19 protein-coding genes are annotated in these 26,189 nt (G+C 64.7%); 8 read left to right on the top strand and 11 right to left on the bottom strand.

Annotated elements, in window-relative coordinates:
- Positions 1–82 precede the first annotated feature (82 nt).
- Positions 83–2,422 (top strand): arylsulfatase, encoded by a 2,340-nt coding sequence (locus ACZ1JV_RS05615; protein WP_465148710.1) that lies wholly within the window; start codon positions 83–85, stop codon positions 2,420–2,422.
- A gap of 113 nt (positions 2,423–2,535) precedes the next feature.
- Positions 2,536–4,521 carry an OPT family oligopeptide transporter gene (locus ACZ1JV_RS05620; RefSeq protein WP_465148711.1) on the top strand — a complete coding sequence of 662 codons (1,986 nt, stop codon included), beginning with the start codon at positions 2,536–2,538 and terminating at the stop codon, positions 4,519–4,521.
- 28 nt (positions 4,522–4,549) lie between these two features.
- On the opposite strand, the gene ACZ1JV_RS05625 is transcribed toward ACZ1JV_RS05620, so the two are convergent.
- The 4 genes from ACZ1JV_RS05625 to ACZ1JV_RS05640 all read right to left on the bottom strand — a co-directional run bounded on the left by ACZ1JV_RS05625 (position 4,550) and on the right by ACZ1JV_RS05640 (position 9,753).
- Positions 4,550–6,988, bottom strand: a complete 2,439-nt coding sequence (locus tag ACZ1JV_RS05625) for a hypothetical protein (RefSeq protein WP_465148712.1) — start codon at positions 6,986–6,988, stop codon at positions 4,550–4,552.
- A gap of 213 nt (positions 6,989–7,201) precedes the next feature.
- Positions 7,202–7,546, bottom strand: coding sequence for a hypothetical protein (locus ACZ1JV_RS05630; protein WP_465139823.1), 345 nt, complete (start codon positions 7,544–7,546; stop codon positions 7,202–7,204).
- A 154-nt stretch (positions 7,547–7,700) separates the two neighbouring features.
- Complete coding sequence (locus tag ACZ1JV_RS05635; RefSeq protein WP_465139822.1) at positions 7,701–9,074, bottom strand: sensor histidine kinase; 1,374 nt, start codon at positions 9,072–9,074, stop codon at positions 7,701–7,703.
- 10 nt (positions 9,075–9,084) lie between these two features.
- On the bottom strand, positions 9,085–9,753 hold the full coding sequence (locus tag ACZ1JV_RS05640; RefSeq protein ID WP_465148713.1) for a response regulator transcription factor: 669 nt from the start codon (positions 9,751–9,753) through the stop codon (positions 9,085–9,087).
- A gap of 217 nt (positions 9,754–9,970) precedes the next feature.
- Between ACZ1JV_RS05640 and ACZ1JV_RS05645 the strand changes: the two genes are divergently transcribed.
- Genes ACZ1JV_RS05645 through ACZ1JV_RS05660 form a run of 4 tightly spaced genes read left to right on the top strand, consistent with a single transcriptional unit; the run spans position 9,971 to position 13,727 of the window.
- Positions 9,971–10,771: a nucleoside/nucleotide kinase family protein gene (locus ACZ1JV_RS05645; RefSeq protein ID WP_465148714.1), complete on the top strand. Its 801-nt coding sequence runs from the start codon at positions 9,971–9,973 to the stop codon at positions 10,769–10,771.
- Between the two features lie 39 nt (positions 10,772–10,810).
- Positions 10,811–11,527, top strand: coding sequence for a nucleoside/nucleotide kinase family protein (locus ACZ1JV_RS05650; RefSeq protein WP_465139819.1), 717 nt, complete (start codon positions 10,811–10,813; stop codon positions 11,525–11,527).
- Entirely contained in the window at positions 11,527–12,894 is a 1,368-nt protein-coding gene (locus tag ACZ1JV_RS05655; protein WP_465139818.1) for a lipopolysaccharide biosynthesis protein, read from the top strand. The genes ACZ1JV_RS05650 and ACZ1JV_RS05655 overlap by 1 nt, the downstream gene beginning before the upstream one ends.
- Positions 12,891–13,727, top strand: coding sequence for a hypothetical protein (locus ACZ1JV_RS05660; protein WP_465148715.1), 837 nt, complete (start codon positions 12,891–12,893; stop codon positions 13,725–13,727). Before ACZ1JV_RS05655 ends, ACZ1JV_RS05660 begins: the two co-directional genes overlap by 4 nt.
- Before the next feature lie 33 nt (positions 13,728–13,760).
- Here ACZ1JV_RS05660 and ACZ1JV_RS05665 read toward each other — a convergent pair whose 3' ends face one another.
- The 4 genes from ACZ1JV_RS05665 to ACZ1JV_RS05680 form a co-directional block, all read right to left on the bottom strand.
- Positions 13,761–14,492, bottom strand: a complete 732-nt coding sequence (locus tag ACZ1JV_RS05665; RefSeq protein ID WP_465139816.1) for a LuxR C-terminal-related transcriptional regulator — start codon at positions 14,490–14,492, stop codon at positions 13,761–13,763.
- Between the two features lie 22 nt (positions 14,493–14,514).
- Complete coding sequence (locus ACZ1JV_RS05670; protein WP_465139815.1) at positions 14,515–14,847, bottom strand: hypothetical protein; 333 nt, start codon at positions 14,845–14,847, stop codon at positions 14,515–14,517.
- Positions 14,848–14,964: 117 nt separating this feature from the next.
- Positions 14,965–15,627 (bottom strand): DedA family protein, encoded by a 663-nt coding sequence (locus tag ACZ1JV_RS05675; RefSeq protein WP_465148716.1) that lies wholly within the window; start codon positions 15,625–15,627, stop codon positions 14,965–14,967.
- A 6-nt stretch (positions 15,628–15,633) separates the two neighbouring features.
- Positions 15,634–16,860: a glycosyltransferase family 4 protein gene (locus ACZ1JV_RS05680; RefSeq protein ID WP_465148717.1), complete on the bottom strand. Its 1,227-nt coding sequence runs from the start codon at positions 16,858–16,860 to the stop codon at positions 15,634–15,636.
- Between the two features lie 268 nt (positions 16,861–17,128).
- Between ACZ1JV_RS05680 and ACZ1JV_RS05685 the strand changes: the two genes are divergently transcribed.
- Positions 17,129–17,809 (top strand): response regulator, encoded by a 681-nt coding sequence (locus ACZ1JV_RS05685; RefSeq protein ID WP_465139812.1) that lies wholly within the window; start codon positions 17,129–17,131, stop codon positions 17,807–17,809.
- Positions 17,809–19,200 carry a sensor histidine kinase gene (locus ACZ1JV_RS05690; protein ID WP_465148718.1) on the top strand — a complete coding sequence of 464 codons (1,392 nt, stop codon included), beginning with the start codon at positions 17,809–17,811 and terminating at the stop codon, positions 19,198–19,200. The genes ACZ1JV_RS05685 and ACZ1JV_RS05690 overlap by 1 nt, the downstream gene beginning before the upstream one ends.
- On the opposite strand, the gene ACZ1JV_RS05695 is transcribed toward ACZ1JV_RS05690, so the two are convergent.
- The 3 genes from ACZ1JV_RS05695 to ACZ1JV_RS05705 form a co-directional block, all read right to left on the bottom strand.
- Positions 19,190–21,361, bottom strand: a complete 2,172-nt coding sequence (locus ACZ1JV_RS05695) for a TonB-dependent siderophore receptor (protein WP_465148719.1) — start codon at positions 21,359–21,361, stop codon at positions 19,190–19,192. The two genes, ACZ1JV_RS05690 and ACZ1JV_RS05695, sit on opposite strands and share 11 nt — an antisense overlap.
- 269 nt (positions 21,362–21,630) lie before the next feature.
- Entirely contained in the window at positions 21,631–23,166 is a 1,536-nt protein-coding gene (locus ACZ1JV_RS05700; protein WP_465148720.1) for a DHA2 family efflux MFS transporter permease subunit, read from the bottom strand.
- 206 nt (positions 23,167–23,372) lie between these two features.
- Entirely contained in the window at positions 23,373–25,823 is a 2,451-nt protein-coding gene (locus tag ACZ1JV_RS05705; RefSeq protein ID WP_465148721.1) for a TonB-dependent receptor, read from the bottom strand.
- Between the last annotated feature and the right edge of the window lie 366 nt (positions 25,824–26,189).

Consider the following 26,189-nt stretch of genomic DNA (forward strand, 5'->3'; position numbering starts at 1 on the left):
AGTATGCATGTAATGATGCCCATATATGCATTGGACGTTATGATTTCGCGAGAGCTATCTTGTCTGCGAAGGCAGGGGGATCATGACGATGACGCGTAAGTTCGGATGGCTGCTGGCAGCGGCGGTCACGGCATCGGCAGTGGCGACGGCCAGCGGAGCCCAGGATCGGCTAGCCCGGAATATCCTGCCCGTCCCCGCAACGCCATTCAGTGGTGCCGTGGCAGAGAACGCGCTCGATGCGAGGGGCATGGCGCAACCGCCGGTCCAGGCACCGCAAGGCGCCCCCAACGTGTTTTTGATGATGAGCGACGATGTCGGCTTCGCAATGTCGAGCGCGTTCGGCGGCCCGGTGCCGACCCCGAATTTCGAGGCGCTGGCCGCGCAAGGGCAGCGCTACAACCGCTTCAACACCACCGGCATCTGCTCGCCCAGCCGCGCGGCATTGCTGACCGGGCGGAACCATCATGCCGCCGGTGTCGGCTGGCTGAGCGACGTGCCTTCGCCGTTCCCCGGCTATGGCGGGCGGATCCTGCCGGAAACCGCCACGATTGCGCAGGTACTGCGCCTGAACGGCTATAGCACCGCGATGTTCGGCAAGCATCACAACCTGCCATCCAATGAACGCAGCGAGGCGGGCCCTTTCGACGGTTGGCCGACAGGCCTCGGTTTCGATTATTTCTACGGCTTCGTCAGCGGCGACAGCGATCAATATTCGCCGATCCTCTATCGGGGTACGCAGCGGGTTGAGCGCGACGATGGTGACGGGCGCCTGCTCGACAGCCGGCTGGCCGACGATGCCATTCGCTGGATCCACAACCAGAAGGCCGCCGCGCCGGACAAGCCCTTCCTCGTCTACATGGCGCCGGGATCCACCCATGCGCCGCATCAGGCCCCGCCCGAATATATCGCCCGGTTCAAGGGCAGGTTCGATCGGGGCTGGGACGTGCAGCGCGAACAGACCTGGCGCCGTCAGCTGGCGATGGGGATCATCCCCAAAGGCACGAAACTGACGCCGCGCCCCGCCGAAATTCCTGCCTGGGATAGCCTGACGACCGGCCAGAAGGCCTTCGCGGCGCGCACGATGGAAGTCGCCGCCGCCCAACTGGCCTATCAGGACGAGCAGATCGGCCGCGTGATCGCCGAATTGCAACGCATGGGGCAGCTCGACAACACCATGGTCGCGCTGGTGATCGGGGACAATGGCGCCAGCGCCGAAGCCGGACCGCGTGGCACCATCAACGAGCTGCGTTCCATGGGCAAGCATGACGAGAGCGAGGCCTGGATGGAGGCCAATATCGACCGGCTTGGCGGCCCGATGACGTATGAAAGCTATCCCGCCGGATGGTCCTGGGCGATGAACACGCCGCTGCGCTGGACCAAGCAATACGCCTCGTACCTGGGCGGCATCCGCAATGGCATGATCCTCAGCTGGAAGGGCCATGTCGCGCATCCGGGCGCGGTTTGCGGGCAATTTTCCCACCTCGTCGATATCGCACCGACCGTGCTCGACGCCGCGCATCTGCCTGCGCCGGAAGTGGTCTATGGCATCCGCCAGAAGCCGCTTGACGGGCAGAGCCTGCTGGCCAGCCTTGCCACTTGCGATGCCGCGAAACCCCGCACCCAGTATTTCGAGATCGGCGGCAAGGTGGGGCTTTACCATGACGGCTGGTTCCTTTCGGGCGACGATGGCCGCATGGCATGGCAGAACCTGCCGCCCGGGGGCGCGCGGCCGCCGATGGAGTGGTCGCTCTACAATCTCGACAAGGATTTTTCGCAGTCGGCCGATCTGGCCGTCAAGGAGCCGGCACGCCTTCAGGCGATGATGGACCTGTGGAAGCAGGAGGCGGCGCGCAACAACGTCTTCCCGCTCGATCATCGCTTCGGCATGGCGCGCGGCGCGGCCATGATGCGGGGCGGCGGGCGCAAGCATTTCGACTTCTGGGGCAAGGATGTCAGCCTGCCTTCGAACACCGAACCCGTGCCGATCGCGCGCAGTTTTACGCTGAATGCCGATCTCGTGCTGGAAAGCGGTGCGGCATCGGGGGCGGTGTTTGCATATGGGAGCCGGTTTGGCGGCTGGAGCCTCTATCTCGACAAGGGAAGGCCGGCCTTCGTTGCGGCCCGGTCAACCGATCCGGACGAGATCACCCGCGTGGTGGCGGACAAGGCGCTGCCGCAAGGGGCGACCAAGCTGACCATGCGCTTTGCGGTGGACATGCCGGGGGGACCGGCGACGGTCACCTTGAGTGCGGACGCAGTGCAATTGGCCTCCATACGTGTGCCAAGCTCCATGCTGATGGCGGCCGGCAATGGCGAGACGATGGATGTTGGGCGCGATCTGGGCGTGCCGGTTACGGCATACGCCGCGCAGCAAGGCCGGATCGAGGGCGACATTCCGCATGTGACGCTCGATTTCGATTGAATCGCGCAGAGCGGGTTCGGCAAATTCCATTTCGGCAATCGTTTCACTGGCCTGACCGGATGGCCCGTGCCATCAGGGGCGCGGCGCAAGGCCGGGTTTGAAGCGAAGTGAAGATGACTGGGATCGATAATACCAAAGCCGTCCGCGGCCAAACGGCCGCTGGGCCGATTGCGGAACTTACTGTGCGCGGCGTGCTGCTGGGCGGCGTGATCACGTTGTTCTTCACGGCCGCCAACGTCTATCTTGGCCTGAAAGTGGGCCTGACGTTCGCAACGTCGATCCCGGCGGCGGTCATCTCGATGGCGATCTTGCGCGCGCTGGGCAATTCCACGATCCTCGAAAACAACATCGTCCAGACCGTCGCCAGCGCTGCGGGCACGCTGGCCGCGATCATCTTCGTATTGCCCGGTCTGGTGATGATCGGCTGGTGGCAGGGCTTCCCCTATTGGACCACGGCGGCGATCACCGGCACCGGCGGCATTCTGGGCGTGCTGTTCTCCGTGCCGCTGCGCCGTGCGCTGGTGGTCGATACGCCGCTGCCTTATCCTGAGGGCCACGCCGCCGCCGAAGTGCTGCGCGTCGGCTTCGCGAGCGATCAGGGCGCCGAAGAAAGCGCCAAGGGGCTGTCAGTCCTGCTGTGGAACGCGGTCGCTTCGGCCGGTTTCGCGGCGTTGACGCAGACTCGTCTGATGGTGGCCGAAGCCTCCGTGTGGTTCCGCGCGGGATCGGGTGCGACTGGAATTTCCGGCGGCCTGTCCTTTGCGCTGATGGGCGTGGGCCATCTCGTCGGCCTCTCCGTCGGCATGGCGATGTTCCTTGGCCTAGTGATCGGCTGGTGGGTCCTGCTGCCGATGTTGACGGCGCGGCACCCGATGCCGGGCGGCAGCGTGGAAACCTGGGCGACCAGCGTGTTCAGCGCGGACGTGCGCTTCTTCGGTGCCGGCGTCATTGCCGTGGCGGCGATCTGGACGCTGTTGCGTATCGCCGGGCCGGTGCTGGGCGGCATCCGTTCGGCACTGGCGGCCAGCCGCGCGCGCCAGGCCGGCAAGGTGCTGGCTCTGGAAGAACAGGACCTGCCGATCGGCATCGTGCTGATCGGTACTCTGACGATGCTGGTTCCGATCGGAATCCTGCTCTCCAGCGTACTTTCGGGCGGAGCACTGGCAGGTTCGCAGGTTCTGCTGGTAAGCGGCGCGCTGCTGTTCGTGCTTGTCATGGGTCTGCTGATCGCGGCTGTCTGCGGCTACATGGCGGGCCTGATCGGCGCGTCCAACTCGCCGGTTTCGGGCATTGGCATTCTCTCGGTGGTGGCCGCATCGCTCCTGCTGGCCGGCCTGTTCGGACGCGAGCAGACGCCCGATGCGACTGCGGCCTTGATCGCCTATGCGCTGATCGTCACCGGCGTGGTTTTCGGCGTGGCCACGATCTCCAACGACAATCTGCAGGACCTGAAGACCGGCCAACTGGTTGGTGCCACGCCGTGGAAGCAGCAGGTGGCGCTGGTGATCGGCGTGGTCTTCGGATCGCTGGTGATTCCTCCGGTGCTGGACCTGCTGAATACCGCCTTCGGTTTCGCCGGGGCGCCAGGCGCCGGTCCGGAAGCGCTGCCGGCGCCGCAAGCTGCGCTGATCTCGGCGCTTGCCAAGGGCGTGCTTGGGGGCGATCTCAACTGGACGATGATCCTTTGGGGCGCGGGTGCAGGCGTCGTCTTCGTGGTGTTGGACGAAGTGCTGGGCGTGATGGGCCGGCTGCGCCTGCCGCCGCTCGCCGTCGGTATCGGCATTTATTTGCCGATGAGCGTGATCCTGCCCACCGTGACCGGTGCCGTTATCGGCTGGTTCTACGACCGCTGGGCCGACCGCCAGAGCGACGCGGAATTCAGCAAGCGCATGGGTGTGCTGACTGCGACCGGCCTGATCGTGGGCGAAAGCCTGTGGGGCGTCGGTTTTGCCGGGATCGTGGCGGCTTCGGGCAGCGACAGCCCCTTGGCGCTGGTCGGCGATCTGGGCCAGTTGCCGTTGGTGCTGGGCACGGCGGTGTTCGCCATCCTCGTCGCGGTGCTTTACCGCCGGACATGCAAGCTGGCGGCAAAACCCTAAGCGATTTCGGCCCCGCCAGGCGGGGCCGTCAGCGCAGGACGACCGGATTGTCCGGCGCGTCGCGCAGGCGCAGATGCAGCTTGCCGTCGACCGGCTGCGGCACTTGCAACGTTGCGCCAGTGAAGCCGGGCGGCACCGCAACGGGCTGTGCGAAGGCGGCATCTGCCGAAACCGCGTCGATCAGGAAAAGATCGCGCCCGGAAAGCGTGCAGGGTGCCGCTTCCTTGGCTTTGCCCTTGGCATCGCAAGTCAGGTTTTCGATACGCGGCAGCCGTGCAAGCGTTGCCAGCGGGGTCCAGTCTCCTGCGGTTTCCCCGTCGAGCAGCCGGAAGCGGAGCGGGCCGAAGGTTCCGGGGGGAAGGTCCGCGGCCTTGAGGCGGGCGACCAGCACTTGCTGGCTTTCCAGCGTCAGGCCCTTGCCTACCGTAAGCCGCGCGGCAGCGGCATCGCCGCCGGTGCCGATTTCGATGGCGTCTCCGGCATCGAAGCGATTGCCGGCCGCGGCCTTGATCGAGAACACCAGATCACCGTTGTCGGGCAGCAAATCGCCCAGTTCCAGTGGCCGCGCGCCCGGTGCGGCGGGGCCTGGATAGACCGTACGGCTTAGCAATTCGGCGTGCGGACGGGGCGCGGAGATCTTGGCGGGCAGGGTGAGCGTGCGGCCATCGGCCAGACGAATGGTGGCCTTATTCGCTGCGTTCGCTGCGTCCTGCGCGGGCACCCGTGCGGCGCCCTGTGCCGTCAGCCGCAAGTGATCGACGGCACCTTCACGCGTTAGGCCATCCGGGCGGAATTCGATATCGCCCAGCGTCAGCGACTGCACCTGATCGAGCCGCTGGCCGGTCAGTACGCCTTGCCCATCACCGGCGTGAACTTCGAAACCGTCGATCCGGCTGGCTTCCGTGCGGGCACGCAGGGTGATCGTTTCCGGGTTCTTCGCGCCCAGAAGACGCAGTTCCATCTGCAGTTCGCCGGGGCCGGTCGCGCCCTTGGGGACGGTGACTGCCAAGTGATTGCCATCCCGCACTTTCCATTCGAGCGGGCGGGGCACACCATTGCCTTGCCTCACCGTAACCTCGTCCACGCAAGAAGGGGCATTGCCTTCCAGCACGACTTCGTTGTCGCGGCCGATCACCAGCCCGTCTGCATCGCCGGACACTTTCCAGGCATTGCCGTCCGGCCGCTGGACCAGGAAGTCGGGCCCATCGAACGGTGAAAAGCCCCAATTGCCGTGAAGCTGCGCGCGCATCGATCCGGTAAACGCGCTGGGCAGCGCATCGCCCGCCAGCGCATAGCCGCCCCTGTCGGCGCGGGGCAGCACGGTGACGTCGGTCGTCTGGCCCGAAGCATTGGTAAGCTTGACGCGCATGTCGTGTGCCAAGGCAGTGGAAAAGACCAGCGGTGCACCTTCCACGCCCAGCACCGCGCCGGGACGGGCCAGGCAGACCGGCGCCTTGGCGGTGCTGCGCAGTTGCGGCGGAATGTCGGTTTCCACGGCCGGAAGCGCCGCGACCATGACCGACTTTGGCTTCTGGAAAGAGGGCGCGGTGTTGAGCAGCAGAGACATCGTATCGCCGCGCCGCACGGCCAGCGTGGGCAGGTAGCCGAATTGCGGGTTGCTAAAGGCGCCAAAGATACGCGCAATGTCGCGGGCGACGCCGATATAGGCGCTGTAGTAGCCGGCGCCTGCCTGCGGCGTGGCGCTAAGCTGCAGGGCAAGATCGGTGGGGGCGCCGGTCAGCGTGTCGGCGATCGAACTGGAATGAACGTCGTTGAGGACCAGCTGTTCGCGGTTTTCCAGCAGGCAGGACGCCTGCATTTCGATCACCTTGGAAAGGCAATCCTCGTTGAGTTTGATCGAAAGGCTGCGCGCCAGCACGGGCGCTACCGTGCGCAAGTATTCCGGGGCATTGTTATCCTGTGCCTGGATCGCATCCATGAACGCGGTGAGGCGCGAATGGTCGAGCGAGGCCTGGTTCAGATCCTGCCCGGCGCGCACGAATTCGCCCGGCTTGCCGCGCACCGCATCGATCAGCGCGCCTTCAGCGCCATTTGTGTCCGGCACCATCAGCAGCACCGCCTGACGCGCGCCTTTGGGCACCGTGAGCGAGAGCGCCTTGTCCTTTTCCTTCTCCTTCCAGGTGCTGGCCGTGGCGATCCAGTCCTTTGGCGGCGGATTGGTCGCCCCGCGCAGGAAGGCGGAAACCAGCAGGAACTTCAGGCCCTGATCGGCGGGCAGGGCGGCATGGATGGAGAGCTTGTCTCCCTCGGCAAGGCTGGGCACTTGCGCGATCGGCAGCGTTTGCTGCCCGCGCGTCACCTCGATCGTCAGGTCGGGGCCGGTCAGTTCGAACGGAGCGGGATCGGCGCCGGCGGGAGAGGCCGCCACCATGCCGGCCAGCACCGCCAGGGCCGAGGCGGACAGCAACCGGGACCGGCGCGGGCGGAGCGAATCGTCTTCGTTCATACAGGCAGGCAAAGCGACTGTTTCCTGACCCTTGCCTGACTGGACGGGGCGATCGCCCAAAAAATCGTCGGTTCGGGCGTTCGCGGGGGTAGGGCGCGGGGGTAGGGCGCGGTGGTTCGGGAGAGGCGGATCGATGCTCCGCCGCCATTTCCGGGCCGCATCGCCGGAAAGCGGCACGCCCGGTAAATGGCCCGGTAAATGGCCCGCTACGCCTTATTTCGCGGCCGGAATCTGCGCGAGATCGGCGTCGACCTTCGCAAGCACGCTGTCGGAAAGCACGTCTCCGGCATAGGCTTGGACTTGCTTCAGCGTCATGCCGCGCGCCATGTCGATCTGCGGATTGGCGACAAGCGTGGGAACGTCCTTGACCAGCACGGCTTTGGTGGCCGGATTGTCCAGAAGGTCGCCGATCGGCGTGGTGGCCGAGGAATAGGCAGGCGTTGCCGCAGGAGCAGCAGGCGCCGCAGCAGGTGCAGGGGCGGCCGAAGCCGGAAGCGCGGCCGCGCTACCGATCAGGCAGGCGCTGGCAAGCAGGAACTGGCGAAACGTCGATTTCATTGCCTTGCATCCCTTAAATCAGAGACTTGTCGCATGAAGGCCCGCGTGACGGACGATCATGCGCGGTTATATGGGCCGCACCAAAGCCGGGCAAGCGGCCCCACCGCGCGGAATAACCGCGTTGGCGATTGAAATTTGGTCGGCTGCATTGTGCTCAGTCGGGAGCCGGAAGAGTGAGCACCACTAACAGGCCCGGCCCGTCCTGACGGTCCTCCAGGCGGATCGTCCCTCGGGCCAGCGTCATCGCCTTGACGGCGATGGACAGGCCGAGGCCACTGCCCGGACTGACCGACGGCCCGCGCTCGAAGCGGCGCAGCAATCGCGCGCGGTCATCGGGCGCGACGCCGCTGCCCCGATCGCCTACCGTGATGACGAGGTGATCGGTCGTCCGCACGATGGCGATGTCGATGCGGCCGCCATCGCCGGCATGGCGCACGGCATTGTCGATCACCGCCGTCAGCGCGATCTGCAGCGATCCAGGGTCGCATTGCCAGCGCACCACATGATCGGGCAGGACGGCGAACTCGATCGCATCGCAGGGCAGGTTGACCACCGCTTCGGCCACGACGTCGGCAACGATGGCATGCACGTCGATGGAGCGAGCGGAAACGGCAGTGGCGTTCAGGCGCGCCAGCGTCAGCATGCCACCTACCAGTTGATTGGCGCGCATCACGGTCGCCAACAGCCGGGCAAGCTCGTCACGCAGCGCGTCCGGGGCTGTCCGTGCCAGAACTTGCGCCTGTGCGCGGATCGCGGCGAGCGGCGTGCGCAGTTCGTGGGCCACATCGTCGGTGAAGGCCTGCTCCAGTTCATAGGCCTGTTCCAGCCGCGCAAAGAGCTTGTTGAGCGCGGTTATCAGCGGCCCCAGATCGCGTGACCAGTCCTCGGGAACCAGCGGCGTCAGATCGGCCAGCGAACGTGCGTTGAGTGACGAGGCCAGCCTTTCGACTTCGGACAGGCTTTTGCGCAAGGTCAGCCACAGCACGATCATCGCGGCGGCCATCAGTAGCAGCAGAGGCAGAGCCAGCTTGCGCAGCATCGGCGCGAGTGGAAATTCGCGCATGGAGTCGCGTTCCGCCACGACCACCAGCAGCCGCGCATCGCGGCCGGGCAGGCCATAGCTGCGCCAGCGATCGCCGACTGCCGTGAAATCGTGCAGGCCGGGCTGCCGCGGCACCAGGTCGACCGGCGCCCCCCAGCCGGACTGGGCCACGGGCCGGCCTTCCCAGAACACCGCGAACATGCACCAGTCGTAGGAGGCGTGGAACGCGCGCTTTTCTTCCGAGGACAGCAGGGGGTCGGTGGTGCCCTCCAGCCCCTTGCCGCGGGCGGCCAGCACGCCGGCGGTCAGTTCGTCCTGCATCATCATGTAGAGCAGGCGCGATGCGTTCACGAGCTGGGCATCGGACGCGCGGCCGATTTCCTTGGCCGCCACCGAATAGAGCACGGCACCCATGGCAAGCCCGGTCAGCGCCAGCAGCACCAGCACGCGGCGATAGAGCCGTGTGGAAAGCGAAGCGCGTTTCATGCGCTGCGCCTCATGAATCCGATCCCCCGACCATATAGCCAAGGCCCCGCGCGGTGCGGATGAAGTCGCGCCCGAACTTGCGCCGCAGGGCGGAGATGGCGACTTCTATCGTGTTCGATTCCACCCATTGATCCTGATCGTAAAGCTCGCCTTCCAGATCGGCCTTGGAGACGAACCGCCGCGCGCGCCGCATCAGCAGGGCCAGCACGCGAAATTCCTTGGCCGTCAGCGGTACTTCCTCGCCATCCCGGCTGGCGACATGGCCGGCGAAATCCAGAGTGACGCTGCCCACGCTCGCACTGTCGCCATGGCGGCGGTCGCGCCGGCGCAGTTGAGAGCGGATGCGGGCGGCCAGTTCCTCCAGATCGACCGGCTTGACCACATAGTCATCAGCCCCGGCATCCAGCCCGGCAACGCGGTGCGCGGTGCGGTCCAGCGCGGTGATGACGATGACGGGCGTTTCGTTGCGGGCGGAACGCAGCGTGCGCAGCGCCTCTATGCCGGACGTGTGCGGCAGGCCGAGATCCAGCAGGATCACGTCATAAGCGGCGGTGCCGATTGCGGCGAGCACGTCATCTCCGCGCGCGACGAGATCGACGACATAGCCGTCGAGTTCCAGCGCCCGCTTCATGGCGGGGCCAAGGTCGGCATCGTCTTCCGCGACCAGCAGACGGGGCAAGATCGGCTCTCCGGGCCAGGTTGAGCGCCGCAGGAAGGGGGCGCGAGAGGCCGGATTACGCCAGCTTCGGGCCGACCGTCAAATGGCGAAAAAACATTTCCGCGCCATCAGCTTCGCATCAGCTTCGCGGCCTAGGCACGATTGCTCGACCCGAATGCATGAGCCCCCGCCGCGGCGATACCGCCCCGGCCCGACGGCAGGACCGGCCAACGATATCATGACCCTTCACAAGTCTCCGCGCGAGATCGCGACCCGTTCCTCACTCGATACATCGTTCGACACTTCATTCACCCAACCATCCGCCCGGTCGCAATCCGGCCTGGCACCCTGCGTCGCGCTGATCGGCTGCGACGGTTCGGGCAAATCGACGCTGACGCGCGATCTGGTGATGTTGCTGGACCGGCAAGCACCCACCCGATCGATGTATCTGGGGCTGGGCACCGGCGACCTGGGCCGCAAGATCGGCGAAGTTCCGGTGATAGGCCGCTTGGTCGAAGGGTTCCTGACCGGAAAGGCGCGCAAGGCGCATGACGGCAAGAGCAGTTCCGGCCCGGACAAGCGCTTGCCCGGGCTGTTGACGGCGCTGGCGATGTTCGGCTTCTCGCTCGCGCGGCATCGCCGTTTTCGTCAGGTGATCGATTTCCGCCGCAACGGCGTGCAGGTGGTGACGGACCGCTATCCGCAGGCCGAAGTATCCGGCAGTTTCGACGGCCCCGGCCTGTCATGGACGCGCAAGGGATCGGCTCTGGTGGAGCGCCTCGCCCGGCGCGAACGCGCGCTATACGATGGCATGGCCGCCTATCGCCCGACGGTGGTTATCCGCCTGAATGTCGATGTGGATACGGCGCTTGCACGCAAGGCCGATCATGAGCGCGCCATGCTGGAAAAGAAGCTGGCCGTCGTACCGACGCTGCGCTTCGCCGGGGCCCAGATCGTCGATGTCGATGCCACGCGGCCCTATCACGAGGTGCTGGCATCCGTCCTTGCCGTGCTGCGCCGCCATGGGCTGCAGAGCTGATGAACTTCCCCACGATGAAGAAGCACCACGCGTAACGCCATGACCCTTCCCCCCCTTATCGCCGTCGTCGGCTGCGACGGTTCCGGCAAGTCCACCGTGACGGAGGCGCTCTGCGCCTGGATGAACGAGGATCGGCCCACGCGGCTCTGCCATCTGGGCAAACAGTCCGGCAATATCGGCCGCCGCATCGCGCGCCTGCCGTTGCTGGGCGGCAAGTTGGACAAATCCATTCATGCAAAGGCGCGCAAGGCCCAGGCGGAGACCGGGCCGGGGCTGCTTGCGGCGCTGGTGATCTATGCCTTTTCGATGCGCCGGGTGCGGCGGTTCAACCGCATGATGCGGCTGCGCCGCGCCGGCCATGCCATCGTTGCAGACAGGTTTCCGCAAGTGAACCTGCCCGGCCCGATGGACGGGCTGGGCCTGTCTGCCTGCAATGTGGCTGCGCCGCGCTCCGGGCTTGTCGGCCTGTTGGCGCGCAGCGAATTGCACCAGTATCGGGCCATGGCGGAAACGCGCCCCGATCTGGTGCTGCGCCTGAACGTGTCGTTGGATGTAGCGATCTCGCGCAAGCCGGATCATCGCCAGTCTTCATTGGCGCGCAAGGTCGCGGATGTGCCGCGCCTGACGTTCGAGGGCGCGCCGATCGTGGAGATCGATGCCGAACAACCGCTGGAGCAGGTGCTGCTACAGGCGAAGGCCGCAGTCTTTGCGCGCCTTGCCCTGCTTGAGCCGGCGGCGGGACGGAAGGCGGCCTGATGAAGTCTCTGACCGCGAAATCCTTCACCGTGAAACACTGGTTTGCCGACGGGGTGTTCCGCACGATCGTGCGCAATGCCTCCTATCTTGGATCCGGCAAGCTGGTGGCGGCGCTGCTGGGCCTCGTGGCGCTGGCCTGCGCGGGGCGCGGCATGACGCCGGCGCTGTTCGGCACGCTGGTGATCATCCATTCCTACGCCAACGGCGTGGGCGCGCTGGTCAAGTTCCAGACCTGGCAGTTCATCGTCCGCTATGGCACGCCGGCGATGGGGCGCGGCGATATCGACGAACTGCGCGATGTTACCGGCTTTGCCTTCGGGCTGGACCTTGCCAGCGGCCTTGTCGGACTGGTGGGCGGACTGGTGCTGCTGCCGTTCCTGGCAGACTGGTTCGACATTCCGGCCGAAGATGTGCAGATGGCCATGTTCTACTGCCTGCTCATCCCGACGATGACGGCGGCCACGCCCACCGGCATCCTGCGCGTGCTCGACAGGTTCGACCAGTTGGCGTTGCAGCAGTTGGTGACTCCTGCCTTGCGCGCGATCGGCGGAGCCATATCCTATTTCGGCAATCTGGGCTTCCTTGGCTTCATGGTGACCTGGTTCGTGGCGGACCTTGCCGGCGACTTGTGCCTGTGGGTCATGTCGGTGATTGAACTGCGCCGGCGCGGCATTCGCGGCGCGCTGCGGCCGGGGCTGATGGGACCGGGACGGCGGCTTCCGGCGGCGTGGGACTTCGTGTGGACCACCAATATCGCGCACTCGGTATGGGCCGCATGGGGGCCGGTGAGCAATCTGATCGTCGGCGCCATGTTGGGGCCGACCAGTGCCGGCCTGTTCAAGATCGCGGCAACCTTCTTCGATTCCGCCAGCAAGCCGGCCGATCTGATGTCGCGCAGCTTCTATCCGGAGATCATGCGGCTCGACCCGGCCAGCCGTCACCCCTGGCAACTGGCCATTCGCAGCGCGCTGATCTCGGGCGGCATGGGTCTGCTGATCCTGCTGGTGGTGATCCTGGGGGGAGAGCCCGTGATCGGCTTCGTCTTCGGCAAGCGCTATGTCGAGGCTTACGACCTGCTGCAGTTGATGACTGCGTCGCTCATCGTCACGATGGCCAGCTTCCCGCTTGAATCGCTGCTTTACATGGCCGGGCGCCAGCGGTCGGCACTGGCGGCGGAGGGGACGGCAGCGGCAGGTTATGCGCTGCTGTTGTTCGTGCTGATTCACCTGTTCGGGATTACCGGCGCGGGTCTGGCTTATGTGGCCGGCGTGTCGCTGAAGGCACTGCTGATGCTGCTGCCCACGGTGCGCGCCTATCACGGCCGGGACAAGCTGGTGTCGGTGATGACGCAAGGCGCGCGGGCATGACGGCGGCGCGCACTTTCCCGCGGGAAACACTGGATGCGATGTTCCTGGCGGTCGAGATGAACGATGTGGTCGATCCGGAGGTCAGCCTGCCCGATCCGATCCCGGTCGTCTGCGATGAAGAGGTGATGCGCAACTGCTTTGCACTTTGCCTGCAGTTCTGGCGGGAAGGGGCGGACCGGGTACAGATGCGCGATCTCGTCAGCGCGCTGCTGTTTTCGGGCGACCTGCCGCATGATGCGCGGGTTCGCTACAAGAACATTCGCGCGGCGTACAAGCAGATGCGCTTCGCGCTGGTACTCTACGGCAGGCGGCACAAGGTTCCGCTGCTGTTCGGGGTGACCGTGGCTGCCATGGGCCATCTGCAGGACGCCTTCCGCAGCCGCCGGCGATGGGCGGTAACCGGCTATGCGCTGGCATTGCGGATACTGCTTTCGCGTCCGGTCTGGATGGCGGTGCAGCACGAAGTCGAACGTGCGGAACTGGATGACGCGCAAGGCTTTCGCGCCTTTCACATGGCGGAATTCCAGCGCCTGCAGGGCTGGCTGAAAGATGGACCGCTGACCGGCCATCGTTTCCATATGATGCGTAAGGTGGTCAGCCGGCAGGTCTCGTTCTACGATGCGATGCGCACCCTGCGGCCCGACGATCGGGTCCATCGCATGTCTCGCTTTCTCAGTGCGATCAACGGGTTAATGGGCAGTATGCACGATGATCTGGTGGAGCAGGCGGGTGCCGGGCAGCGCGATTATCATACGGACGATTTCCCGATGCCGCGCGATATTGCGGACCGGCTGGAGGTATTGGTCGCCCGCAATCCCTTCCAGGCGGCCTGACCGGCCCTGAATGAGAACGCGCAGTGCGCGACCCTAGTGGTCGCGGCTGCCCTGGCGCAGTTGTGCTTGCGAAACCATGCCCGGCATCTGCGGTTCGTAGAACGCCATTTCGCGCGCCATCACGGCCGCCTGCGTACGATTGCGCGCGCCCATTTTGGTAAGGATCGATTTGACGGTGGCCTTGATCGCCGCCTCGCTGACCTTGAGGTCGTAGGCGATGGTCTTGTTCTGCAGGCCGTCACGAAGGCTTTCGAGAACCTCCCGCTCGCGATCGTTGAAGTTGAAGGCGGCGAGGTTCGCTTTGTTCGGGGAAGTCCGGCTGGTGACGATCAGCATATGGCCGACCAGATCGATGATCTCCGGCGGCGCCACCTTCTGCCCGATGGCCACCATCTGCATCATGGCCACCAGCGCCTGGCAGGGTGAGTTGATCAGAAAATAGGCATGGGCGCCGGCCATGTAGAGCGCCGTCATTTCCGCAAAGTCGAAAGTTTCCACCAGCACGACGACCCGCAGGCGGGAGCAATGCTTGATCAGGGCGTTCAGGGCCCCGGGGCCATCGACCTCGCACAGCGACCGGTCCACGATCAGGATCGGGTTCTCGTATCGCGCCGCTGCGGAAGGGGAGAAGTTCGCCAGATTCTTGACGGCTTCGATGTGCGGGAAGCCGGCATCGGAAAGAATGCGGCACAGCCCTTCGTGGGCGAGGGAATTTCTTACGGAAACGAATATCGCGGTAGACATGATGGCATGGCCCTTCGTCATGGCGCAATTCGGGAGGAGGGGATCAGCGGGATTTGCCGTGAACCAGGTGAAGGAATGGCTGGCCGCCGCGGGGAGAGGACCCGTCCGGATATTCGACCCTGCCGTCTGGCCGCAAAATGCGGAAATCGGAGGTGTCTATCGATCCGTTGATGGTGATCGGGCAGATCGTCGAGATCGGCACCTCGTCGCCGGCGATGCGGAATGTGTCGATGCGCCAGGCGATCACCTGGTCCATGCCGTCGGGAGCGGAAATGTCCTTTGGCCCTTCGTGCGCCATGGGGCCTTGCATGGTGGGCGAGACATAGAAGCCGTCGCCTGCGGATACGCACGTCGTCGAAATCAGCTCGTGGGTCATGATGTCCCCAGCCATTGGCGCGGATGGCGCCTGGACAATTGCTTGACGCGCCGGGCAGATCCCCCGCCATTCCGCGCCTTGCCCTTCGATTCTACCCCTGCTTGGCTTACGGCGACCTTACAGGGGCTTCGCGGTTGTGGGCCGCTCCGTCCCGCGCTTGCGGGTCCTGCGGCCAAGACGGCGCGAAGCGAGCAGCGTCGCTGCCATCGCCATCCCGGCAACCCCGAAGCCGAACAGCACGAGATGGCCCTCGTTGATCGACAGCATCTCTCCCAGCGGACCTGCCGCAAGATAGCCCGGTGCGAACATCAGCGGCACCCAGAGCACGGCCGAGGCGATGTTGGCGATCTGGAACGGACGTTTCGGCATCGTCAGCACCCCGGCGACCAGCGGCACCGTCGCCCGGATGGGGCCTAGGAAGCGGCCCATGAAAACGGCCGCGAAACCGTACTTGCGAAAGAACAGCCGGGTGCGGGCCACTGCCGGACGATGCCGGTTGAGCGGCCAGCGGCGATAGACTTTGGGGCCGATCCTGCCGCCGAACAGATAGGAAAGCCAGTCTCCCACGATCGATCCGACCACGGCCCAGAGGAAGATCGGCCAGGCATCCAGAGCGTCCGCCCCGATCAGGCCGCCGATGGCGAGCATCACTGCAGTAGCCGGAACGAACAGGCCGACGATGGCCAGCGATTCACCCAGACAGAGCAGGCCCACGACCGGGCCGGCCCAAATCCCGTGGGTCGCGACGAACTGGCCAGCCTGATCGATCAGGTTTTCCATCCGCGGTCAGGCAGCCGCCGCCATGGCACGCCGCGCGGCATGCCAATATGGCCGCCGCCCCAGCGCATCAAGGTAGCATTCCAATACCTGGTGCGAGGCGCTGTCCCAATCGTAGGCGGCGCTGGCGGTGCGGGCATAGGCGCCCATCGCGCGCCGTTCTTCCGCGTTCGTGACCAGTTGCCGCAAAGCGGTCAGCCCGGCATCCAGATCGCCCGGCGCGAACAGCACCCCCGATCCGTCCTGAAGCAGATTGCGCCCGCTTGGCACGTCCACGCAGACGGTGGGCAGGCCGGCGGCCATGGCCTCCAGCGTCACGTTGCCGAACGCCTCGGTCATGCTGGGGTTGAGGAAGATGTCTGCACTGGCGACGGCGCGGCCGAGATCCGTGCCCATCAAATGTCCGGCGAAGCGCGCCTGCGGCAGTTTGCGCGCCAGCCAGCCACGCTCGGGACCGTCGCCGACCACCAGGGGGCGCACCGGCAGGCCTTCGTCCAGCAGGCGTCGACACAGCGCGGCATATTCGGTCAGCCCCTTCTCGCGGACAAGGCGGCCGAAGTGCAGCACGGCGATCTCGCCATCGGCAATGCCGGCCGCGCGGCGCCAGCGCATGTCGCGATTCTGCGGGCTGAACTGACGCCGATCGACACCGCGACCCCAAAGCCGAGTGCGGGCAGCCAGGCCTGCTTCCTCGAATTCGCGGGCGATGCCGGGCGTCGGTACCAGGATGCGATCGCTGCGTCGGTAGAAGCGGGCAAGGTGGCGCTCCATGGCGGGGCGCAGCAGTCTGGCGCCGTAGAAGGCGGCATATTTCTCGAACCGCGTATGCAGGCTGGCCACGACCGGAATGCCGGCCTTGCGGGCATGGCGCTGGGCGGCGCTTCCGGTCCAGTCGGGGGCGGAAACATGGATCAGGTCGGGCGCGAAGCTGTCCAGATCGGCGCAGATGGCGCGCGGCAGTCCCAGCCCCAGGCGATAGTCGCCGCGGCCAGGAATGGCGATCGACGGAACCGATACCAGCGTGCCCTCCGGCGCGAAGGCGGGCGCTGACGATGTGGGAGAATAGACCCTGACGGCGCAGCCCTGCCGTTCCAGATAGTTCACCAGACGGTTCAGCGCCTGGTTCGCGCCATCGCGTATGTAATTGTAGTTTCCGGAAAACAGCGCGATGCGAGGGTGGCGGTACGCATTGCCTGTCAGGAGGCCATCGGGCAAGTTGTCGATCTTCGGTATCATTTTTCGTTTTGCAAAGGTTCAGCCGCCAGACGCGGCCACCCGGTTCAGCTATCCGCAACCAGCTTACGGCAACCTTACAAGACCGCTTGCGATTATGGGGCGTATATATGCGTTTTCGGGTCATTTTCGCGGCAGCGGGCAGTTCTTTCGATGCATCGGTTGCGTGCCGATCGGATCGCCGCGATAGGGGTGGGATGATGGCGAACCAAGGCTTCGATGCGCCGGCCATGGCCCGTGCGCGCTTGCCCCGACCCAGCGGTGGGCGCGGATGAGGCTGCTGATCGTAGAGGACAATGCAGAGCTTGCCGAACTGATCGGGCAGCATCTGACGCAGGCGGGCTTCGCCAACGACATCGTCGCCAACGCAGAGGATGCGCGCGCATTCGTTGCCGCCGGCGATCATGCGGCGATGCTGCTGGATTTGGGGCTTCCCGATGAGGATGGCATCGTGCTGCTGCGCGAATTGCGCGCCGCCGGGCACTTCCTGCCGATCATGGCGCTGACCGCGCGTTCGGCCATCGCGGATCGGGTGGCCGGGCTGAATGCCGGTGCGGACGATTACCTTTCGAAGCCTTTCGCGGCGGAGGAACTGATTGCCCGCGTTGCCGCGCTGCTGCGCCGGGCCATGGGCGAACAGGGGGGAGAGATTGCCTGCGGCCGCCTGCGCTACGATGTCGCCTCCCAGACCCTGCGCGTGGCGGATGCAACGATCGTGCTCGCCCCGCGAGAGGTGCAACTGCTGGACCTGCTGATGCGCCATCGGGACAAGGTAGTGCGCAAGACCCAGATTGAATCCGCCTTTTTCGGCCTGGGGGACGAGTTCTCCTCGAACGCGGCCGAAGTCACCGTGCACCGCCTGCGCAAACGTCTGATGGCATTGGACGGCGGGGCAGAGATCGTCACCGTGCGCGGCCTCGGCTACCTGCTGCGTGCCGAGTTGGAGGCCTGATGCGCACACCGTCCGTCTTGCGGCGGATATTGGTCCTTCATGCGGCGGCCACGCTGGTCACCGCCGTTGTCGCCGCCGTGGGCGCGTGGGTGCTGATAGACAGTACGGGCGACCGGCTGCAGCGGCAGATCCTGGATGAATACGTGCAGAAGATGCAGGCGGGGCTTGAGCGCAATGCCCGTGGCTGGACGATATCGGAGGCCGCTGCCGCCGGACTGCGCGGCGGGGGCAGCAGCTTCAGCTTCTGGGTAGAGGATCGCGGGCATCGCATCGCGATCGAAAATCTGAAATCCGATCCCTCCCTGGCAGTGCCGACGCGGCGGACGACCCGCTATTTCCGGCGGGTTCGCGGATCCAAGATCTACTCCGGGGTCAGTGTGCCGATGGCGCGCGAACCTGGAAGCTGGATCGTCATCGTCCAGAATTTGGACCATCCGGACGTGATCTTCGACGATCTCCGCGCGCAGATCGTCATGGTGGGCGGCGGCTTGCTGGCGATCTTCCTTATCGGCCTGCTTACGGTTGATACTTATATCATCCGGCAGTCGCTGGCACCGGTGAAGCGCGCCTCTCGCGAGGTGGAGCAGGTTTCTCCCAATCAGTTGCAACAGCGCGTCGACACCGAAGGGATGCCGGAGGAAGTCCTGCCACTGCTGCGTGCCTTCAACGGGGCGCTGGACCGGGTGGAGGATGCCTACCGGATCGAGCGCGAATTCGCCGCCGATGCCGCGCACGAACTGCGCACGCCGCTGGCCATCCTGCGTCTGCTGGTGGCGCAGACCGGCGAGCTGGGCGGCACGTCGGACGTGCAGGCAAGGATGTTGCGGCAGATCGACGTGGTAGAGGCGATCGTGGAGCGGCTGCTGCTGGTGGCTGAAGTCGATGCGATGGCGTGCGATCCGGAGGATGTGGTGGACTTGCGGGCCGTGGTGGAGGACCGCGTTGCGGCGATCGCGCCCCTGCTGATCGCAACGGACCACGGGGTGGAGATTGTCGGGGAGGATCGCGTCATCGCCTGCGCGTCCGAGCATCTGGTGGGCCGGGCGCTGGATTCGCTGCTTGAAAACGCGGCGCGGCATACGCCGGCGGGCACCGATGTCACCGTGACGGTCGGCCCCGGCGCGCAAGTGCATGTTGCCGACACCGGACCGGGCCTGCACGCGTCGGACGCGCAGATATTTCAGCGTTTCGAGGCGGTTCGGCGCGATCTTTCACGCAGTTCCGGACTTGGCCTGGCGATCGCCAGCGAGCTTATGCGCAAAGTCGGCGGACGGTTGGACGTTCGCGCGAATGTGCCGAAAGGCACGGTGTTCACGCTGAGGTTTCGACCGTCCGAAACGGAACGCCCGCATGGCCTGAATGGCGATGCGGGCGCGCGTACTACCAGGTGAAGCTGACAGTGCCCTGCACGGTGCGGCGGTTGCCGTACCAGCACCAGGAGTAGGCGGCGAAGCAGCTGGTCAGGTACTTCTTGTCGAAAATGTTCGCGGCGTTGAGGCCCAGCGTCACCCCGGCAAGATCGGGGCTCACCTTCGCCAGGTTGTAACGGATCAGCCCGTCGAACACCGTGTAGGACGGGGTGTAGATCGACGTCGTGCCGTCAAGGCTGCCGGCATAGACCTTGTCGACATGACGGACGCCGCCGCCGATCGACAGGCCGGAGAGCGAACCATCCTTCGGCTCCCACGCGAGGTTTGCCGAAATGCCGCCCTTGCCCACGGTGGCGAGGCCCTTGCCGACGTTGGCGGGGTTTTCGTCTTCCAGCACCTTCACGTTCTGCGTGCTGAAGGCCGCGCGGAACTTGAAGTCGTAGGGCAGCGAGCCGCTCGCCTCGAACTCGACACCGCGCGAGCGTACTTCGCCCGACTGGAAGGCGGCGAACGAGACCGGGTTGTAGACCACCACGTTGGTCTGGTTGATCTGGAACCACGCACCGGTCAGCAGGATGTCGGTGCCGGGGATTGCGTACTTGGCGCCAGCCTCGATCTGCTTGCCTAGCGAAGGCTTGGCCAGATCGCCGCTTTCAAGTTGCGCCGACTGCGGCTCGAACGAGGTCGAGTAAGTCACGTAGGGCGAGATGCCGAGGCTCGTCTTATAGAGCGCTGCAGCACGCCAGGTGAACTTCTTGTTCTTCTGGACAGCACCGTCCTGCTCCTGGCGGGCCCAGTCCTGACGACCGCTGAGCGTCACGTTGAGGCCGCCGACCGAGATCTGGTCCTGCAGGTAGACGCCCTGCTGGCGTTGGCGGACTTCGGTGTAGGTCGGCGTTACCAGAGTGTTCGGATCGTAGTTGAAGTCTGCGTCGTAACCCGGCACCAGATAAGGGTTCTGCGGCGTGCGCATCGTACCGTAGACGGGCGCAAAGCCGTTGATCGTCGAGGCCGAGCCGAAGGCGAAGAGTTCGTCCGAATGCGCAACCTGACGGTCCACGCCCAACAGAACGCTGTGGCGCAGCGGGCCGGTATCGAACTTGCCGGTCAACTGGTTGTCGAACGTCCAGTTGTTGAGGTGTTCGGTGGTCGCATAGGACGCGCGGTTGAAATCGGTGGTGCTGCCAGTCACCAGCGAGCCGGAAGTATAGACGATGCCCAGCTTACTCTTCACGTACTGGTAGCGGCCCGAAGAACGGAACGCCCAGTCCGAGTTGAATTCATGGCGGAAGATGTAAGTGGCGCCCGCCTGCTCGCGCTTGAAGAAGTCGCCCGGTTCGCCGCCGTAGAAGCTGGTGGGCAGCTTGCCGTTCGGATTGTCGAACAGCGTGCCGCTGGCGGGGAACACGCCGTAGTTGCCGTTGAACGGATCATGCGAATAGGCGCCCAGCACGGTGAAGGTGGTGGGGCTGCCGGCGCCGAAGGTCACCGCGCCGGAAACCGTCTGGCGGCGACGCTTGCCGAAGTCCTGCTGCGCATCGGCACCGTTGACGCTGCCGTAGATGCGCCAGAGAATGGATTCGCCGGCCTTGCCGCCGATGTCGCCATCGAACCGGTAAGTATTGTAGTTGCCGTAGGATCCTGAGACCGCACCGTAGAAATCACGATCGATCGGCAGCTTGCTCTGCTGGTTGATGAATCCGCCCGGGCTTGACGAACCATAGAGCGCCGATGCCGGGCCCTTGACGATTTCGATGCGATCCAGACGCGACATGTCCACTTGCGGGACGGCGTAACCGGACCCGCTGCCGAACAGCTTCAGGCCATCGAGGTAGGTCGGTGCGTCGAAGCCGCGCAGCTTGAACTGGTCGTAGACTTCGGCCGAGGCACCCCGCGTTTCCGGGGTGACGCCGGCCACGAAGCGGAGCGCCTGATTGAGGTTCTGGATGCCGAGATCGGCGATGGTCGAAGCGTCGATGACCGAGATCGACTGCGGGGTGTCGACGATCGGCGTATCGCTCTTGGTACCCGACAGGGCAACGGTGGCGGGACGATCGCCGGTAACGATGATGTCGTCGACATCGGCCGCGGCGGCCTGTGCCGCTGCGGGAAGGATGGCAATCGCCACCATGCCAGTTGCCGCGCCTGCAAGGAGGCGGCTGCGGACCGTCGTTCGAACCATGTGATGCCTTTCGGTATGAGTCGCGGCGGCTGTTAGTGATAATGCGACTGGCTCGCAAGATGAACCGAGGCTTTTGTCTTGCGATTGCTGGAAGACCGAAGCAAAATGGGCACACAGGGGGGAGAAGCGGCGCAAATCCAGCCGGCGGGCGCCGCGATTTCGCTGCGTTGGGGAGTCGGCTGTCGTTGCAAAGCGCAATTGCCGAAAGCTGCCAGCGACTTGAGCGCCACCGGGCTCAAGTCCGCCAGCTGGCGCCCGGACTGGCGACGTCAGTGTTGTTGTTTCAACTGCCCGGTCGTGGAGCGCGGCGCGGCGGCATGGCCGCTGATTTCCGCCCCGGCATGGGGCGCGAAACGCAGGTTCCACAGCGTCGCGGAAAGCGAAATCGCCGTCACGATCCAGAATGCGGTCGAGAAGTCCGTGAGCACGGGCGTCTCGTGTCCATGCGCTACCATCGAAAGGTGCAGCGCCATGGCCGCCACGCAGATGCCCAGGGACAGCATGAGTTGCTGGAACGTTGAATAGAACGCCGTGGCGCTGCTCATCTGGTGCTTGTCGATCCCGTCATAGGCAATGGTGTTGTAGGCGGTGAACTGGAACGACATGAAGAAGCCGGCCAGCGCCAGCGTCGTGAAGATCGCCCAGGTGGGCCACTCGGGGCTGAACAAGCCGCAGACCGCATAGCCGGCGGTCGCCACCACACCGTTGACGATCAGCGCCTGCCGAAACCCGAACCGGCGCAGAATGCGCGGGGCGAAGCTTTTCATCGCCAGCGATCCGATCGCGGTGGCCACGGTGATTGTGCCGCTGCGGGCCGCCGAATAGCCGAAGCCCACTTGCATCATCAGTGGCAGCAGGAACGGCTGCGCGCCCTGGGTGATGCGCGTGATCGAACCGGCGATCACCGAAAGGCGGAATGTGTCGTCCTTCAGCAGGGCAAGGTCCAGGATCGCGCCAGCGTGACGCCGGGCGTGGAGGATGTAGCACGCGCCGGCGACAATGCCGACCGCGATCAACGCGGCAGCGAACATGCCCTGTCCCGGTCGGCTGACCATTTCGAACCCGAACAGGAGGCAGCCCAGCGCCATCCCGCTAAGCACGAAACCGATGGTGTCGAAGCGATTGGGCCGTTCTTCGCGAACGTTGGCGATGAAGCGGCCGGTCAGCCACAGGCCCAACAGGCCCATCGGCAGGTTGATGTAGAAGATCCACCGCCAGTCCAGGTAAGTGACGATCAGCCCGCCCAGCGGCGGCCCGACGATGGGGCCGATCAGCGCCGGCACCAGCAGCCAGGACATCGCGCTGACCATGTCCTGTTTGGCGACGGAGCGCAGCAGCACCAGTCGGCCTACCGGGATCATCATGGCACCGCCGATCCCCTGCACGAAGCGGGACAGCACGATCAGTTCCAGCGATCCCGACTGGCCGCAGGCAAGGCTGCCCAGCATGAACAGCCCGATCGCTGTGCGGAAAACGGTGCGTGAGCCGAACCGATCGGCCAGAGTCCCGGAGGCGGGAATGAAGATCGCCAGCGCCAGCAGGTAGGATGTGAGCGCCACGCTCATGTCTTGCGGGCGAACGCCGAAATCGCGCGCCATGGTCGGCAGCGCGGTGGCCAGCACGGTTGCGTCGACGAATTCCATGAACAAGGCGGATGCGATAATGAGCGCGATCAGCCGATAGTTCGACGCGGCCGGGGCGGCGTCCATCTCCGGCGTCATCGCAATCGCGCCGGCCGCGGGCACGATACCGTCGCGCACTTCGGCATTGACCGAGGCGATACCGCGCCGGCGCGGCCTCAACATGGGATGGAAACCCGGCGAATCGGATGGTTACGCAAAATCACTATGCGCCTCATAGACCCATCCGGGCCGTTCGAAGCGATCGAACTATGCATCAGGTGTTTCGTTTAGGCGAACTGTCGACCTTGTGGCGGAGCAAAAAAATAGGGTGAGCGGTGCAAGACCACTCACCCGTAAGGAGGGATTGTTTGCCGTTCAGCCGCGCAAGATCAGCGGCCGAAATGAACCTTCAGGCGCATGCCATACATGCGCGGTTCGCCCAGTGAGGCAAGGATCAGCCCGGTCCCCGAAACGCCCGGCAGGAAGGTGTAATACTTTTCCTTGGTGACGTTGGTCGCGAACAGCGAAAGGTCCACCGGCGATCCGCCGATCGAATCCCAGCTGGCATTCAGGTTGAGCAGATTGCTGGAAGGCAGCCAGCTCAGGCTGCGGAATTCCGCCTGGGTGGCCGGATCGGGGCTGGTGTAGAAACGGCTGGAATAGTTGCCCAGCGCCTTGTCCGAATGGGTGAACGTGGCGCCGAACGAGACGGTACCGATCTCGGAATCCAGCGGAAGTTCGTAAGTCGCGGTCACCGTGTACTTGTTCTTGGGCGAAAGCAGCAGCGGATCGCCGACGCGGGCCTGGCCGTAGACGACGAAGCCGGTGGTCGGCCCATCGACCGAGAAGGTCTGGATCGAGCGGATCTTGGTATTCAGATAGGCGTAGGAACCCTGGATCGTCAGGCCATGAAACGGCTTGAGGGAGCCATCCACTTCCACGCCCCAGATGCGCGAGCTGCCGGCGTTGGCAGGTGCGGTCGTGGGCGAGACGCTGGGCGGATTGGTGGCGCCCGTCGGGTCCGAATACTGCAGGAAGTCCAGCTGGATCTGCTGGTTCGAGAAGTCGTTGTAGAACGCCGCGACGTTCAGGGTGCTGCGCAGGAAGTCATGGAAGCTGCCCTTCATGCCAACTTCGTAAGTATCCACCTTCTCGGGCTGGACATAGGCAAGGCTCAGCGGAACCGTCGGCGAAACCGTGCCCGTGCGATAGCCGCGCGAATACTTCGCATAGAGCATCAGGTCGCGCATCGGGTTGTAGTCCAGGTCGATCACCCAGGTGGGGGCGCTGGATTTCTGCGTCAGGTTGATGCGGCAATCGGTGGCGGCGTTGAAGTTGGCGAACGTAACCGTGGCCGCGTTGCTGGTGGCGGGGTTGCTGCAATAGATGTCCGTCGGCGCGCCGTATCCCACCGCCGGGAAGCCGGTGTAGGTCACCAGCTGGCTGTCGTTGGACACGCGATCCCAGGTATAGCGGAACCCGCCCGTCAGCTTCAGCTGTTCGGTCAGCTTGTAGGTCGCCTGCGCATAGAGGCCGACGTCGCGGAACGAGGTGCGCGATGCGGTGTAGTTGACGACGCCGGCGGGAATTCCCGGCACCGGCAGCATCGACAGCGGCGAAGTGCAGATCATCGCCGTCACATCGGTGCAGTTGCCGTAAACCGGCGACTGCGAGCCCGAAAGGCCCAGCGGATCGCTGACTTCCAGATAACCGCCACCCTGATACGTGAGCCGATCGTCAAGCGCGTGGCCCTGAAGCTGCAGTTCCTCGGTCAGCGTGGACTGGCTGCCGGTGGCGCCGCCCGGAACCGGGTTGACGGTGGCGAAGCCGAACGCGCCGTTGGGCAGGCCGATGTTGGCGGTGTTGAGATCGGTGCCGAACAGCGCCGATGTCAGATTGTCACGCAGTTCCGCATAGCTGGCGATGTTCTTCACGGTCAGCGTGTCGCTGGCCTGCCAGGTGGTGGTGTTGATGATCTGCCACTGCTCGATCTTGGAGGAGGGGTTCTCCATCGTCTGCCAGGCGTCGTAGAAGCCCGATCCCTGCTTGGTCAGCTGGTTGCCGGCGAAAGCGCCGAAGCCTTCCGCCGGATCGGCGGCGATCAGTTTCTGGATCGTGCCGTTCGTGTTCGAGCGGCTGTATGAAACGATCATATAGTTTTCGAGGTTGGGCGCCAGATCCGCCACCGCGCTGAAGCGCAGCGCGGTATAGTTGACGTCGCCGAAATCCTTGGGGCCGATGCCGCTGTTGTTGTGGATGTAGCCGTCGCGCGACTGGTGATCGACGCCCAGGCGAATGCGCAGGGAGTCCATCACCGGAATGTTCAGCACGGCCTGGATGCGGCGCATGTCGTAATTGCCGATAGACCCTTCGACATAGCCTTCCAGATCGTCGGTCGGCTTCTGAGGCACCAGAATGACCGCACCGCCGGTGGTGTTGCGGCCCTGCAGGGTACCCTGCGGGCCTTTCAGGACCTGCACATTGGCAAGGTCGAAAAAGCTGCCGGGCCCGGCACCGTCGCCGACAGGCACGTTATTGGACGCACCGCGCGGCGCAACGACGTCGGCAAAGTAGACGCCGACCGAGGGAGCCGTGCCGGTATCCTGCACGAAGCCGCGTAGCGCGAAGGTGGAATTTTCGTTGCCGAAGTTGGAATTGGCCGAAAGCGAGGGCGTGTAGCGTGCAAGATCCTGCGCATTGACGACGTTGCGGTCTGCCAGCTGCTCCTGATTGAATGCAGTAATGGAGATGGGAACGTCCTGAAGACGTTCCTCAACGCGGCGTGCGGTAACGATAATGTCGTTGCTGGTAGCTTCTGCATTGCTATCCGTTTGCGCCATTGCCGGTGATGACGCCAAAGTGATGGCAATAAGGCTTGCGCCCGACATTATAGGTAGAGACTTGAATGCACTGGCCACGCGGCTCTCTCCATTATTATATTCTGAAATTGTCAAATATTTCGCCCGCACGACGGCGACCCAGATTTATACTGAGGGATGTGAATTCTATTCCTGATTGTGGATTTGGCCCATAGGCAGCCGCCCGCCATCCGGGCAATGAAGATCGTATGCAGCATGCGACTGATCGCAGTGATGATGGGCAGGCGCGGGATGTGATTGCGGGTGGATCGTATATATCCGGTTTTGTGCAATTTTTTGGATATCGCGGGGTGCCGCCCGGCGGCGGACCTATCGCCGTGGCGACTC

Source organism: Novosphingobium sp. BL-S-19, assembly GCF_055521675.1.

Bases quoted from the DNA above. Each gene is read 5' to 3' on its own strand.
- ACZ1JV_RS05615 (WP_465148710.1), top strand. From the start codon at position 83: ATGACGATGACGCGTAAGTTCGGATGGCTGCTGGCAGCGGCGGTCACG.
- ACZ1JV_RS05620 (WP_465148711.1), top strand. From the start codon at position 2,536: ATGACTGGGATCGATAATACCAAAGCCGTCCGCGGCCAAACGGCCGCT.
- ACZ1JV_RS05625 (WP_465148712.1), bottom strand. From the start codon at position 6,988: ATGAACGAAGACGATTCGCTCCGCCCGCGCCGGTCCCGGTTGCTGTCC.
- ACZ1JV_RS05630 (WP_465139823.1), bottom strand. From the start codon at position 7,546: ATGAAATCGACGTTTCGCCAGTTCCTGCTTGCCAGCGCCTGCCTGATC.
- ACZ1JV_RS05635 (WP_465139822.1), bottom strand. From the start codon at position 9,074: ATGAAACGCGCTTCGCTTTCCACACGGCTCTATCGCCGCGTGCTGGTG.
- ACZ1JV_RS05645 (WP_465148714.1), top strand. From the start codon at position 9,971: ATGACCCTTCACAAGTCTCCGCGCGAGATCGCGACCCGTTCCTCACTC.
- ACZ1JV_RS05650 (WP_465139819.1), top strand. From the start codon at position 10,811: ATGACCCTTCCCCCCCTTATCGCCGTCGTCGGCTGCGACGGTTCCGGC.
- ACZ1JV_RS05655 (WP_465139818.1), top strand. From the start codon at position 11,527: ATGAAGTCTCTGACCGCGAAATCCTTCACCGTGAAACACTGGTTTGCC.
- ACZ1JV_RS05660 (WP_465148715.1), top strand. From the start codon at position 12,891: ATGACGGCGGCGCGCACTTTCCCGCGGGAAACACTGGATGCGATGTTC.
- ACZ1JV_RS05665 (WP_465139816.1), bottom strand. From the start codon at position 14,492: ATGACGAAGGGCCATGCCATCATGTCTACCGCGATATTCGTTTCCGTA.
- ACZ1JV_RS05670 (WP_465139815.1), bottom strand. From the start codon at position 14,847: ATGACCCACGAGCTGATTTCGACGACGTGCGTATCCGCAGGCGACGGC.
- ACZ1JV_RS05675 (WP_465148716.1), bottom strand. From the start codon at position 15,627: ATGGAAAACCTGATCGATCAGGCTGGCCAGTTCGTCGCGACCCACGGG.
- ACZ1JV_RS05680 (WP_465148717.1), bottom strand. From the start codon at position 16,860: ATGATACCGAAGATCGACAACTTGCCCGATGGCCTCCTGACAGGCAAT.
- ACZ1JV_RS05685 (WP_465139812.1), top strand. From the start codon at position 17,129: ATGAGGCTGCTGATCGTAGAGGACAATGCAGAGCTTGCCGAACTGATC.
- ACZ1JV_RS05690 (WP_465148718.1), top strand. From the start codon at position 17,809: ATGCGCACACCGTCCGTCTTGCGGCGGATATTGGTCCTTCATGCGGCG.
- ACZ1JV_RS05695 (WP_465148719.1), bottom strand. From the start codon at position 21,361: ATGGTTCGAACGACGGTCCGCAGCCGCCTCCTTGCAGGCGCGGCAACT.
- ACZ1JV_RS05700 (WP_465148720.1), bottom strand. From the start codon at position 23,166: ATGTTGAGGCCGCGCCGGCGCGGTATCGCCTCGGTCAATGCCGAAGTG.
- ACZ1JV_RS05705 (WP_465148721.1), bottom strand. From the start codon at position 25,823: ATGGCGCAAACGGATAGCAATGCAGAAGCTACCAGCAACGACATTATC.